This is a genomic window from uncultured Gimesia sp., from assembly GCF_963976445.1.
Lineage (GTDB): Bacteria > Planctomycetota > Planctomycetia > Planctomycetales > Planctomycetaceae > Gimesia.
Genome location: NZ_CAXBKP010000035.1, coordinates 1 through 12,853, shown reverse-complemented (window position 1 = coordinate 12,853; position 12,853 = coordinate 1). Strand labels below are relative to the sequence as shown.

The following is a 12,853-nucleotide window of genomic DNA, read 5'->3' as shown; positions in this document are numbered from 1 at the left end:
TTCACATGATAGACGCACAGGTGGAATCAAGATGACATCAACAATTGTGATTTTGGATGATGAAATTGATCGTCTGGAAGCGATGACGGCTGTTTTGTCAAAACGCCTTCCTGGTTATGAAATGGTTACATTCAAAAATGCGCCTGATATTGTTGCATGGTTGGCAAGTAACATTTCATCGGCGGCAATCATCAGCCTGGATCATGATCTGTTTCCACAATCCGAGGACGATCCTGATCCGGGGACCGGGCGCGATGTTGCCGATTTTCTGGCGACGCAATCACCGGTCTGTCACGTGATCATTCATACGACCAATTCACTCGCCGCACCAGGCATGGAACTGGCTCTCAATGATCGAGGTTGGACCAGCTCGCGCGTGATGCCCTTCAATGATCTGGAATGGGTCACAGTATGGTGGGTTCGAGAGGTGCTTGATCATCTTTGATGAATCGGCTCAGGTTCTGCGCCTTGTTACTAACCAGCAAATCCAGTCGAGTAGACAGATAATAAGTATCGAAATACCAGCGACCGGCAGCAGGAATGCGCAGACGATGATCACCAACCAGCCCCAGAGCGGCAGAGAGCGGGGCAGCGGTGTGCGGGGAAATCCTGAGCGACCTTGCGGGCGGCGCTTCCACCACATCCAGAGGCCTGTTACTGAGAGACCAAACAGACCCAGGCTGGCGATCAATGCCAGGATTTTGGTTGGCATGCCGAAAATTTTTCCCATGTGAATCGAAACGGCCCACAGTCGAACGCGATACAGAAACGGCAGATCTGGCGGATCGAGCAGGTTGAATTCTTCACCCGTGTATTGATTCACCGAAACCGTACGCAGTTGGTTCTTGTCGTCGTCGATCATCAAAAAGGCTTTATGAGCCAGATCCGGTTTTTCGGCAAAACGGATGGCGACGGCGTCTTCGTTCGAACGGCTATATTTCAGAAACAGAGGTACCATTTCATCCAGCGTCAATGGCTTCGTGTCAGGTGTGGGTGCAGAGGCTTTGCTGGTTTGAAACCACTTGGGTGGCCAATGTCCCATCTTCTTAGCGGTCGTGTTGAAATTACTCCCCAAGACCACAGTGAAGAGTAGACCGGTTAAGGCAACGATGGCAATCAAAGGCACTAGATAAAATCCCGAGACCGCATGCCAGTCGCGCAGGACCGCATAAAATTTTCCTTTGATGCGAGGCTTAAAGACGCCGACGTTCTTTTTATCGCGCGGCCACCAGAGATAAACGCCGGTCGCCAACAACAGCAGCCCCCAGCTGGTCACCAGTTCGGTTAAATATCGACCCGTTTTACCCAGCATTAGATTACGATGCAGTTGGAGCACTGTCACAAAAAAATCGTCTTCCAGAATGCGGCTTCCCAGTACACTTCCGTCATAAGGATTCAGATAAATTCGCTGATGTCGATCATCCGCACGGTTGTTCGGCTCCCCTTCCAGATGTGCTACAAACGCGACCGAGCGGGCCGGGTCGGTGTGGACGATGACGGCTTCCAGATCATCGGCGATGGCGGATTTGGCAGCAACTTCACGCAACCGGTCATAGCTGATCTGTTCTGTTTCCGGCGTGACATACAGCATGTCCTGGTCGCGCCATTCAGAAAGTTCGGTACTGAATACATACAAGGCACCAGTGAGCGTGACCAGCCAGAGAATGGGGGCGATCAATAAACCGGCATAAAAATGCCAGCGCCAGACGACGGGATAGAGTCGGCCTTTTTTCGGAGCAGAATTGGTCTGCGATTCGGGGAGATTCGCGGCCTGTGTTGCTTGATCGGGTAACGTGTTCGACATGGTTTGTTCTCTGACTGCGGTAGCAACTTCATCTAAATGGAATGCATTCCGTACAGGGAAAACGTCTGGATGCGATGAACGTATTTGCATCCAGACGCGGAATTGAAAATCTCACGGAGCATCAGAATTCGCCGATGACCTCGCCACCGCCGCGTGTCCATAACCCGCGGTAGAGGGTCAAGTCAATGGAATCGCCGATGAATCGAACGCTGCCATCACAGAGGACCGCGTTGATGCCCCCGGTATGGTAACTGCGGGCTGCTGTGAGTTTAGAAGAGCCCGCGATCGCATCGCCGGCCTTATCATTGGGAGTATAATAACCGTTCATCACGGGACCTTCCGGAACCGAACCCCGTAGCCAGGTTGTGAGTCGCCCGCTGTCCCAGTCGGACTGGGATCCCGAATAGACATCGCTCGAAACCAGGCGACGGTACAGCAACGCGTTTTCGATTGGATTGGTATTCGCCACGCGTGTGCCGTTTCCACGTGTGGATTCAGCGAATGCCAGCGTATTGGTTGTGCCATCGGTAATGTCGCGCATCTTCAGATTCGCTCCGATCCAACAGAGCCCGTTGCCTGGATAAATCGGATGCACCTGATTGTTGGGTGTGGTTTGCACGCCATCACTCTGATTCATGGCATAGTTGGTGCCGGCATATTTTATACCTGGTCGGGTTGGGATGTCATTCACGCTGGGAGCCGGATCACTCGGACACAGAAACATCGGGATGACGGTTTTGGCAACCTCCTGCATTTCGATGGGAAGATCAGCAATCGCAGGGTGCCCCATCTGAATATTGAAGTCGACCAGATTCTGCAGGTTGGCCTGGTCAGCGTAGGGGAGTAACTTCGCCAGCGGAGAATGGTCATTCGGATAACCGGTGAGTGTGCCCCCCGCGTTCGGAATGGACTCGGCCCAGGTGCTCATGTAATTATGCATGGCGAGACCGATTTGTTTCAGGTTATTTTTACACTGAGTCCGCCGGGCTGCTTCACGGGCCTGTTGAACAGCCGGTAAGAGCAGGGCAATTAGAATCGCAATAATCGCGATGACAACAAGAAGTTCGATCAGGGTAAAACCGGACCGAGGGCGCAAGGAAATCCGCATATCTGTCTCCTGGAAGGTATGGGTGGGGCTCTCAGGGCTGCTTATAGACAACGCGTCTCGAAGCAGCACATAAACACAACCTGTTCCTGGCGACAGCTGGGATGAAGTTGACACTGAGTCTCAATTACAGGCTCCGAAGATAGCCGCCCGGCGGGGCAATTGCAAGTGAGATCGCGGGAAAAGTGGGTCCCTCTATAAAGTACTGCTATAAAACGAGATAGCAGATATGAAAGATGTCAGGAACCTGATGTTGAAGGTTCCTGACATCGTTTTAGGCCACTTTTTAGCTCGAAGGGTTAATCTAATTTAAGTTCAAAGTCATTTTTGTCACCATCGACGGTGACATTCAGTGAAGATTTTCCCTCTCCGTATTTATCGAATAATGCCCGCATCTCAGGAGTAAGAGGCGGTGTGTCCGGGTTTGGATTCGGCTGCATCAACGTGACAATATTTTGCCCCGCCGCGACACCCGCTGCGTCGTTCGTAAACGCCATGGAAAATTTTCCATTCTCGTCCACGTTTCCATAACTGGGGCGTCCTCCACTCAAGGGGGTGAAAACGAGAATGATGCCCGTTAAAGGCTTGCCATTATGGGTCACTGTTCCCTTCATTTGGTACAGCGTTGGTAAGTCTTCCCCGCCACCGCAACCTGATAAAAATACGGCACTCAATAAGCAGAAAAGCAATCCTAAAAATGGTCGTTGTCGTCTCATGGGGATATCATCTTTATCTTGAAATAAGTGAAGAAATGAGCAACCTCCAGTGCACCCGGAATAGAACTCTGAATGCTTTACCTGGAGGTAGTATTTTAATTCCCGTTTTTTAAAACTCGCCGATGACTTCTTTACCGCTACGAGTCGATAATGCGCGCCACGTTGCCAGGTCAATATTATTACTGATAAAGCGCACGGCCCCATCACAGAGCGTGACATGAAGTCCGCCGACATGGTCGCTCCGTGCGACGCGTCCATGACTGTTATCATTCGGGGCATTGGGAACACGGTTGGTGCTGGCATACCCTTCCGAGTTATGCGAGACGTACAGGAAATGATTTGTGGGACGCTTGTTCGTGGCAGTAGTAAAGTGCCGCTGTTCAAGGAGCAGAAATGTACTTGAAGTTCCATCTTTTACATCACGCAGCAAAATCTTGCTGTTCATGAATCCCACACCATTCCAGGTAATCGAATCATTCGATCGTTCCGGACAACAATGATTGGTTCCCGAGTTGATCGCATAGTCTTTATAGCTGTTTGTGGGGCCGAGTCGTTCTGCGCTGGGGCAAACAAAGATCGGGGGCATTTTTTGGCACGCTTCTTCATTTGTTGTGACGAGACTGGGCCCGTAATCTCCCGCCCACTCATCATTTCTGTCGGGAGTATAGGGTGAGACATCGGTGTTCAAAGTGTTGTAGATATTGGCCGCTTCGATTTGAGGCAGAATAAACAAAGGCCAACCCCAGGAATTATCCCGGATTCCCCCGGCCAGTGACTGAGGATGCGATCCACCAGTGTAACGGTTGCCCATGGGCAAGGTGTTAAAAGCGTCATGGTAGTTGTGGAACGCCAGCCCTAACTGTTTCAGATTATTCTTACAGCTGGAACGGCGTGCTGCTTCTCGTGCTTGTTGCACGGCGGGCAAAAGTAAGGCGATTAAAATAGCGATGATCGCAATCACAACCAACAACTCGATCAGAGTGAAACCGCGTTGGTTTCGCAGTTCAAATGATAAGCGGGGCTTTCTCATGAAATAATCCTCCTCAAATAAAAACAAAAAGGGAACGCTGCAAAATGATTTCTTGGGAAGAGAAAATAAGAGAGATTAAACAGATGTAAAAAAATGTTATTTTCTAATTCCTGATCGTGATGAAATCTCCTTCTGATACGAAATAATTCCTGGGGAAGCCGATGATTTGAGACTGTCAATTTCACCGGATTGAGATGGCTCAGTTCATCGCGAAGATCTTCACTCCTGTTCGTGCAGTAGATTCACGCGTGAGTAAGTTTGATTGCTGATTGCTGGTATAAATGTGTTTTCGCTAGAAAAGATGACCCTGGCTTCAATTCCCGTCGATCTGACTGTAAATGTATGCTTGAACAACATAAAATCTGATTGACGACAGACTTGTGTGTATCTCTGTGCTTAGTCGAGTGTGAACTATCTTTAGTTGGCGCGAGAGTTTAGGGGTAATTTATTCATTGGTTCATTAATATACACATGGATTGTACAGGGGTTTTTACAAATATGTCAATTGATTTCTAGCCGTTATTAAAAAGAGAAGTGATTGTTAGCTTTGTTAATAAATAGGCGCGAGGAAGTGGTTCTCTGGTGGGGGCTTCATAAAACAAATCGATGAAGCATTGCGCTGATTTTCTCTGCCAAGCAATTTCAAATAACTCCGAGCATTGTTTTTACCCCCTCGAGTCGTGGGAGCGTTGCTCGTGAGTGGCAATTTCGGAATTTGTTCTGCCGTGCCAGCTTGAAACGCTTGCAAGCCCCCCCTGAATCGGAGTCAAATTCCGGTCACGAGAGGTTGGCGATTCCCGCGCTGTTAGGAGAACCCTATCTGCCGTGCAACGCGACCGGCTGGTGGTCGCTGGTCGGCATGTCACTCGTGACACAGGTCTTCGGCCACTCGGCACTGGGATGGCCGGCCACCCGGGTCTCCTCAGTGGCCTCGGCATCTGTGTTATTAGTGCAACTGGTGGCAACGGCAATTCTAGGTTGGCTGATCTTGCACGAGTTGCTGGACGCCTGGCAAATGGGAGCCATTGGTATCATCTTGGTCGGCGTGTTTCTAGCCAAACGCGGTGCGCCGAGTTAAAAGGTAACACCTTTTCATTCTCGTGATCGTAACGGAGATGACATGTTTTATGCGTGATCATTGAGTTGAAATGCTATACTGGGACGAACGCTGACAAAATCAAATTTCGAATTATTTATCATATCAAAAAGGAGAACAGTATGAGATATCTTACTCCCTGTTTCTTGAGTCTGAGTGTATTATTCGTCGCGTGTGGGAATGAGAATTCACCTGCACCGGTTCCAGGTGAGAAGCAGGTGACAGGTGAAGATGTGAAGAAGGAAGCCGGAGAAGCAATTGACGCCGCAAAAGACTTCACGATGCAAAAACGAGATGAATATGCAAAACAGATCAATGAGAAGCTGAAAGACCTGGATACGAAAATCGCCGGGTTAGAGGCCAAAGGTGCCAATCTGAAAGACGATGCCAAAAAGAAGTGGAATGAGAAACGGGACGATCTGAAAATGAAGCGCGGGAAGGTCGCTGAAAAGGTTGACGAAATCAGTAAGTCTTCTGCCGACGCCTGGGAAGGCCTGAAGAAAGACATGGATTCAGCATGGGAGAATTTGAAGAAATCCTACGATAATACAGCGGAAGCAGTGAAAGATTAATTTCAATCAAGACTTCGCAGTTTGTCTTTACGACACTTTTTAACACTCACTTATCAAAGTGCGACTTCTTCCGCAGCAGGTGATGATAATGCTGGGCGAAGCGGTGGGATTCGTCGCGGACGTATTGTAGTAAACGCAGGCCGTAGGAGTGCCGGCTGAGGCGGCGGGGTTCGGTTTCGCCCGGGACGTAGACTTCTTCTTCCCGTTTGGCCAGCGAAATCGTAAACGGCGGTTCGACTCCCAGTTCGTGCATCGCGGACATCGCCGCATTGAGCTGGCCTTTACCGCCGTCGATCAGCAGAATGTCGGGGAAACTTTCCCCTTCCTGATGCAGCCGCCTGATGCGTCGGCTGACGACTTCCTTGATCGAAGCGTAATCGTCGATGCCTTTGACCGTGCGGATTTTGAATCGCTTGTAGCCATGCTTGAAGGGCAGGCCGTCGATGAATTGGACCAAACTCGCGACCGTTTCGCCTCCCTGCAGGTGTGCGATGTCGACGCCTTCGATGCGGCGGGGAAGTTCGGGGAGCTGGAAGACTTTCTTCAAACCCTGCATCCCTTTTTTCGGGTCGATATAAAACACTTCAGGCTGCGCGTGATCTTCGAGATTGCCGCGCTGGTGCAGACTGTCGAGCAATTGAATTTCATCCCGCAGTCGGGCCGCTGTTTCGTAACTTTTGGCTTCCGATGCCGCCTGCATCTCCTTTTTCATTTCGTTAATCAGCCGATCCTTCTTGCCGTCCAGAAACAGTTTCAGCCTGTTGATGTCTTTACGGTAATCCTCTTTACTGATCCGTAAGTTGCAGGGAGCCGTGCATTGATTGATGCTGTGTAACAGGCAAGGGCGGAACCAGCGCCACTTTTCGTCGCCGTCTTCAATGTCCAGCGAACAGTTGCGGAAGCGGAAAATTTTCTGCAGCACCGTGATCGTGCCCCGCAGTTGTTTGGCGTTCGTGAAAGGGCCGTAGAGTTTGGTTCCTTTGCTCTGCGGCGTGCGGGTGAATTCGACGCGCGGGAAATCCTCGCGGGTCGTGATTTCGAGATAGGGGAATGTCTTGTCGTCTTTGAGTTCTGAATTGAAGCGGGGGCGGATGTCTTTAATCAGCCGCGCTTCGAGCAGCAGGGCGTCGACTTCGGTTTCCGTCTCTAGAAAATCGATGTCGGCGATTTCGGTAACCAGCTCGGCGGTGCGGCGTTCCACAGCAGCGGCCTGTGTGAAATAACTGGACGCACGGCTTTTTAAATTCACCGCTTTGCCCACATAGATCACACGAGCCTGGGCGTCTTTCATCAGATACACGCCCGGTGTCGTCGGAAACGTGCGGGCTTTTTCCTGTGGTGTCTGCGCAGGCTCTTCGGCCGACGGAGTCGTCGGTTCGGACGCGGGAGAATCATCGTTGGGAAGAGGCCCCGTTTCAGACACGGAATCAGATTCCTGAAAAACGCTACGTGGATTGAAATTTCGCTGAGGATGTTAAATTATAGGTGAGACAGGGCGAAATCAGAAGATGTTATTTTCTTCAATCATCTGTTTAACGACTTCCCGTTTGTCGCCGGTGGCCTCCATAATCTCTAACTGCCGCTTCGCGCCGGAATGATGGATCAAATCGTAGATTCGATTTAATTCGTCCGTACACTCTAGTCGCTCCGACACGGGGGACACCAGATCGACCAAATGTCTGGTCGAGTCGCTTACGGAATAGAGTTGATAACTGTCGCTATTGACCAGACTGGCATCGATGCCGTAGCGGGTGGCCCGCCATTTATTCTGTTGCACCATCATCGGGTGATGCTGCAGTTGGTAAGCGCCTTCGTCAATTTCATCGGAGATGCATTTGACAAGACACTGCACGAAGGCGGTCAACGATAAAACTTGTTCCAGATTCGCAGGCATATCACAGACGCGGATTTCCACGGTGCCGAAGTTATGATGCGGGCGAATGTCCCACCAGATCTCGCGAATGGTATTGATGAAGCCAGTGTTGATCAGGTGGTTGATGAGCCACGTGTATTCGCTCCAGTTCCGCATTGTGGGCGGCAGCCCCGCGGTGGGCAGGCCTTCCATAATCTTGGAACGGTTCGAATGCAGGCCGGTGTTTCGTCCTTCCCAGAAGGGAGAGTTCGAAGAGAGAGAAAGTAACAGCGGCAGATAACGCAGCATGCGATCACAAACCATGACCGCTTTATCACCCGAATCGACGCCGACGTGAATATGCAGGCCGAACGTGACCAGGCGGCGGGCGACATCCTGCATCAAGTCGACGAGTTCGTAATAGCGTTCGTTGACGGTGATTTTCTGATCGCGCCACGAAGAGAAGGGGTGTGTGGCTGCCCAGAACAGTTTCAGCCCGAGCTTGTCGGTCACGTTGGTAACCGCTTCCAGTTTGGCAGTCAGATCCCGCCGTACATCGCCGACCGTGCGACAGACGCCGGTATTGATTTCCAGATAGCTCTGCATCAGCTCCGGTTTGACCGACTTTCGCATCTCTTCGGAGAGACCTGCCAGCAGTTCCGAGACGGAATTCGAGAGCGCATAGGTTTCTGCATCAACCAGCTGTAATTCCAGCTCCACGCCCAAAGTCGGGTATTCATTTCTTGCGAAAGAAATTGTTCCCATATCACTAACTACCTTTTTTGATGAGTTGTGGATTCAGTGAAAGTAATAACGCCGTCTGCAGCAGGATGCGGCTTCCCAGTGTCAAAACGCGTTCGTCGATGTCGAAGAAGGGCGAATGCAAAAAGGCCGTCTTCTGACCCGGTTTCGCACAACCCAACCGCAGCATGGAACCGGGAGTCGACTGCAGATAAATCGAAAAGTCTTCGCCCCCCATGCTGGGCATATCGATCAGCCCCACCTGCTCGGAGCCGAGGATATCTCGCGAGGCCTGTTCCAGAGCCGCGGAAATGGTGGAATCATTGACGACGGCGGGCAGAGGAGATTTAAACAGCGTTTCAATTCGTGTGCCCGTACTTTGAGCGATGCCGGCGGTGATGTCTTCAATGCGTCGGTGCAGAATCTCGCGGGCATGGTCGTTGGTGGATCGCAGTGACCCTTTCAGGACGGCGATTTCGGGAATTACATTCGGCGCCTGCCCTGATGTAATTTGTCCGATGGTAAATACGGCCGGCATGCGCGAGTCAATTGAACGTGGCAGATTCTGATACAGGCTGGAGATCAACTGGGCGGCGGTTGTAATTGGATCATTGCCGTGATGGGGACGTGCCGCGTGGGCACCGGTGCCGTGAATTTCAAAATGAACTTCATCGCAGAACGCCGTCATCACACCATAGCGGATATTTGCTGTCCCGGCTTCAATTTCGGGATCCATATGCAGGCCGATGATCGCAGCGACATTTTCCATCGCCCCCTGTTCCACCATCCAGCGGGCACCCATGCAGATTTCTTCCGCCGGCTGAAAGATGAATCGTAAACGAAGACCCTGGCCGGGCCACTCGGTATTGAATATTTCTGTAAAGCTGCGAGAACTGAGGGCGGCACCTAAGGCGATTGCTGTATGGGCGTCGTGTCCGCAGAGGTGTCCTACTCCCGGATTATGCGAGCAGTAGTCGACTTCTTTCTGATCGGTGATCCGCAGGGCGTCAATGTCGGCCCGAATGGCAATCCGTGGTGCATCGGGGGCTGGCGTTCCCAGTGTCACATCGGTGATTACTCCGATCTCGTTCTGCATCAATTGGGGAGTTAACCCTACGTCACGTAAGGTTTTACAGATGAGTTGGGAAGTCTGTTTTTCTTCGCCGCTGACTTCAGGGTTTTTATGCAGGGTCCGTCGGATGTCAATCAGCGCTGGTTCCAGCTCATTGAGTTCCTGTTCCAGTTGTTTTGAGAACGCCTGATAGCAGGCTCTGATTTCTGTCTGATCAAGCGAGAATGATGTCACTTTCAACTCCGGGGGCGGTAGCCATGATGAATATAAACTGTCATCGTGACAGTCTATTTCATTAGAGACTGATATGGAAATCCTTTAATTATACTTATTATTTTAATAAAGTTAAGGTTATCATGAAGAGATAACGTATAAACTGTAGAGTTCAGCAGAAAAAGAGAACAGATCACGACAACACAACAACGTTCACTCATCTTAGACACCTTTTGAGTACAGGAACTGGCACCATGAAAGAGATGAACTCGGATCGTCGCACGCTTCTCAAAGGAGCCGTGGCGACTTCGCTGGCGTCGCTGGCAGGAAACCTTTCTCTGGAAAACGCACACGCTGCCAAAGCGGACCCGGATTTAATCCATCGCGAAAACCTCAAAGAAGGTGCCAGCGATTGGCAACTAACCCGCATCCAGCTCGATAAACGCGCTGGCTTTCGTTCTCCCAAGATTGAAGGCTATTGTTCCAAACAGAGTGTGGCGGCCGGCGATACCATTGATATTAAAGTCTCCACGCGTCCCGCGCAGGAATTCAAGATCGAAATCTTCCGCACCGGTTATTATGGCGGACGTGGTGCGCGTTTGATGAAAACCATAGGTCCCCTGCAAGGCAAAGCGCAGCCCGTTCCCCAACCGGGCAAGAAGAATTTGCATGAATGTCATTGGGATTCTGCGGTCACATTGACAATTCCGGATGACTGGACGAGCGGCGTTTATCTCGGTCGTCTTTCGACATTGAAAGACAAAACCGGTCATGGCTACTGGCAGAGTTACGTGGTCTTCATTGTCAAGGATGATCGGCCCGCGGATATTTTGTTTCAATGTTCGGACAATACCTGGCAAGCTTACAACAAATGGCCGAGCAACTATTCGGTTTATACGCACCCCAAAGGAAATCAGGGGCCGTGGGCCGACGTCAGTTTTGATCGCCCCTATGCCAAGTACTCGCAGATTTACGAAAACCCGCAGTCGGTCGGTTCGGGAGAATGGCTCTGTTTTGAATTCCCGTTTGCCTACTGGCTGGAAAAGCACGGCTATGATGTGACCTATTGCTCCAACAGTGATATGGTCACTCCCGATCATGGCTTGAAATGCAAGTCATTCCTGTCAGTCGGCCACGATGAATACTGGGATATCAAACAGTATGAGTCGGTGGTGAAAATGCGCGATGCGGGCGTCAATCTACTATTCTTCTCCGGTAACTCGGTTTGCTGGGTGACGCCACTGCTGGATAGTACCGACGGACGCCCGAAGCGAATTATGTTTCGCGGCGGCCCTTATGGCGGCGAGTACAAATATGCCAAAGACCGCGAACGGGATAACGGCCCGTTCCCGTTCCGGGGGCCGGATGAAGGTTATCTGATGGGTTCCCGTAACGTCGATCCGGTCAACGGGGGCGGCGACTGGGTTTGTGAACTGCCCGATCACTGGATCTTCGAAAACACAGGCATGAAACAAGGAGATTCAATTCCCGGTTTGATCGGCTGGGAATACCACGGCGATCCGCCAGCCGATATTCCCGGTCTGGAAGTCGTCGCGAAAGGAACCGCGCTGCAAGGCGGCGTGAACCCTCAGCAGTGGACGGCGACGATTTATCCCGGCCCGAAAAACAACTTTGTATTCAACGCCTCAACGATCTTCTGGTGTCAGGATCTCGCCAGTCCACCCGGACACATGCTGCCTTGGTCTCACTGGTCGCGACCACATGGCCCGGATGACCGTGTGCAGCAGATCACACATAACATCATGCGCCGCGCGATTTCCTGAATCCGCTTTGCTATCGAAATCCAGAACTTTGAAAACGCCCTCCTGATTCAGGGGGGCGTTTTTTTGTTGTGCGTCAGGCATGACGCGCAGCGTCAAGACCTGACGCTGTCAACCGGTAAGCGAAAGCGATCCGGGAAGTGACTTGTCGGGTGTAAGTCCCGATGGAGGCCTTGATGACAGGAACTCCTAGCCGAACTGCAAGGGTGTCCGCCGCGAGGCGGAATCTGAAGGAAGCAGCAGGCAAACTCCTGGCCCGAGGAACACGAATCGCATACGAGGCGCCGGTTGGATGGGCGAGAGGGCAATAAGACTCAAAGCCCGATGTCATCCGGATCGAACTGGCGTATATGCGGCGGGTATCTGGGAGGATAGTCACGCGTCTTACCCTGAGAGATCTGAGATGATGCCAACTGGCTAATGACTCCGTAAGGAGTCGTGATGTCGTCTCAGAAGTCAGCCGAGGCCATAGTAGTGCTGTGCTGTTCAGCGTGAAGGGCCGAACCATTTAACCTGTTTGATGCAGAAATTTCGATGTCCGATAACAGACGCAGATCGAAGGCTGAGATGCCGGAGCAACGACCGAGAGCAGGCGGCGGAACCGCCCAGGGTACGTCGTCTGCGCGTCAAACGGACCCGGCAAGGACTGATCCCGTCAGACAATCAGTGTCCGTTACTTTAGAGGAGGTGCTCAGCCGAGAAAACATGTTGACTGCTTACCGGCGTGTGGTGGGTAATCAGGGAGCCCCGGGGATCGACGGTGTTACCGTCGATCAACTGTGGGATCTCTGTCACCAGCGCTGGGAGGCAATCCGGAATGAACTGCTCAGCGGAACTTACCGTCCTGCTCCTGTCCGAAAGGTGGAAATCC

Annotated in this window: 11 protein-coding genes and 1 pseudogene; 5 read left to right on the top strand and 7 right to left on the bottom strand. The window is 51.5% G+C overall.

Annotated features, from left to right (window positions below):
* Nucleotides 1-31 precede the first annotated feature (31 nt).
* Nucleotides 32-445, top strand: coding sequence for a cyclic-phosphate processing receiver domain-containing protein (locus AAC022_RS24970; protein ID WP_339735622.1), 414 nt, complete (start codon nt 32-34; stop codon nt 443-445).
* A 9-nt stretch (nt 446-454) separates the two neighbouring features.
* Here the strand turns inward: AAC022_RS24970 and AAC022_RS24965 are convergent, their stop codons facing one another.
* From AAC022_RS24965 to AAC022_RS24950, 4 genes are all read right to left on the bottom strand, one after another.
* Entirely contained in the window at nt 455-1,804 is a 1,350-nt protein-coding gene (locus AAC022_RS24965; RefSeq protein ID WP_339735620.1) for a PepSY domain-containing protein, read from the bottom strand.
* A gap of 121 nt (nt 1,805-1,925) precedes the next feature.
* Nucleotides 1,926-2,912, bottom strand: coding sequence for a DUF1559 domain-containing protein (locus tag AAC022_RS24960; protein ID WP_339735618.1), 987 nt, complete (start codon nt 2,910-2,912; stop codon nt 1,926-1,928).
* A 296-nt stretch (nt 2,913-3,208) separates the two neighbouring features.
* Nucleotides 3,209-3,625, bottom strand: a complete 417-nt coding sequence (locus AAC022_RS24955; RefSeq protein ID WP_339735616.1) for a hypothetical protein — start codon at nt 3,623-3,625, stop codon at nt 3,209-3,211.
* Between the two features lie 109 nt (nt 3,626-3,734).
* Nucleotides 3,735-4,655: a DUF1559 domain-containing protein gene (locus AAC022_RS24950; RefSeq protein WP_339735614.1), complete on the bottom strand. Its 921-nt coding sequence runs from the start codon at nt 4,653-4,655 to the stop codon at nt 3,735-3,737.
* A gap of 733 nt (nt 4,656-5,388) precedes the next feature.
* Here AAC022_RS24950 and AAC022_RS24945 point away from each other — a divergent pair.
* Nucleotides 5,389-5,733 (top strand): DMT family transporter, encoded by a 345-nt coding sequence (locus AAC022_RS24945; RefSeq protein WP_339735612.1) that lies wholly within the window; start codon nt 5,389-5,391, stop codon nt 5,731-5,733.
* A gap of 140 nt (nt 5,734-5,873) precedes the next feature.
* On the top strand, nt 5,874-6,323 hold the full coding sequence (locus AAC022_RS24940) for a hypothetical protein (protein ID WP_339735610.1): 450 nt from the start codon (nt 5,874-5,876) through the stop codon (nt 6,321-6,323).
* 46 nt (nt 6,324-6,369) lie between these two features.
* On the opposite strand, the gene AAC022_RS24935 is transcribed toward AAC022_RS24940, so the two are convergent.
* From AAC022_RS24935 to AAC022_RS24925, 3 genes are all read right to left on the bottom strand, one after another.
* Nucleotides 6,370-7,746 (bottom strand): excinuclease ABC subunit UvrC, encoded by a 1,377-nt coding sequence (locus tag AAC022_RS24935; protein ID WP_339735608.1) that lies wholly within the window; start codon nt 7,744-7,746, stop codon nt 6,370-6,372.
* Nucleotides 7,747-7,824: 78 nt separating this feature from the next.
* Nucleotides 7,825-8,940, bottom strand: a complete 1,116-nt coding sequence (locus AAC022_RS24930; protein ID WP_339735606.1) for a YbdK family carboxylate-amine ligase — start codon at nt 8,938-8,940, stop codon at nt 7,825-7,827.
* Nucleotides 8,941-8,944: 4 nt separating this feature from the next.
* Nucleotides 8,945-10,222: an amidohydrolase gene (locus AAC022_RS24925; RefSeq protein WP_339735604.1), complete on the bottom strand. Its 1,278-nt coding sequence runs from the start codon at nt 10,220-10,222 to the stop codon at nt 8,945-8,947.
* Nucleotides 10,223-10,455: 233 nt separating this feature from the next.
* Between AAC022_RS24925 and AAC022_RS24920 the strand changes: the two genes are divergently transcribed.
* Together AAC022_RS24920 and AAC022_RS24915 are read left to right on the top strand one after the other, a co-directional pair.
* Nucleotides 10,456-11,985, top strand: coding sequence for a N,N-dimethylformamidase beta subunit family domain-containing protein (locus AAC022_RS24920; RefSeq protein ID WP_339735602.1), 1,530 nt, complete (start codon nt 10,456-10,458; stop codon nt 11,983-11,985).
* Nucleotides 11,986-12,516: 531 nt separating this feature from the next.
* Nucleotides 12,517-12,853: pseudogene (locus AAC022_RS24915) on the top strand (hypothetical protein); the annotation flags it as partial.

Bases quoted from the DNA above. Each gene is read 5' to 3' on its own strand.
- AAC022_RS24965 (WP_339735620.1), bottom strand. From the start codon at position 1,804: ATGTCGAACACGTTACCCGATCAAGCAACACAGGCCGCGAATCTCCCC.
- AAC022_RS24940 (WP_339735610.1), top strand. From the start codon at position 5,874: ATGAGATATCTTACTCCCTGTTTCTTGAGTCTGAGTGTATTATTCGTC.
- AAC022_RS24950 (WP_339735614.1), bottom strand. From the start codon at position 4,655: ATGAGAAAGCCCCGCTTATCATTTGAACTGCGAAACCAACGCGGTTTC.
- AAC022_RS24930 (WP_339735606.1), bottom strand. From the start codon at position 8,940: ATGGGAACAATTTCTTTCGCAAGAAATGAATACCCGACTTTGGGCGTG.
- AAC022_RS24970 (WP_339735622.1), top strand. From the start codon at position 32: ATGACATCAACAATTGTGATTTTGGATGATGAAATTGATCGTCTGGAA.
- AAC022_RS24920 (WP_339735602.1), top strand. From the start codon at position 10,456: ATGAAAGAGATGAACTCGGATCGTCGCACGCTTCTCAAAGGAGCCGTG.
- AAC022_RS24955 (WP_339735616.1), bottom strand. From the start codon at position 3,625: ATGAGACGACAACGACCATTTTTAGGATTGCTTTTCTGCTTATTGAGT.
- AAC022_RS24960 (WP_339735618.1), bottom strand. From the start codon at position 2,912: ATGCGGATTTCCTTGCGCCCTCGGTCCGGTTTTACCCTGATCGAACTT.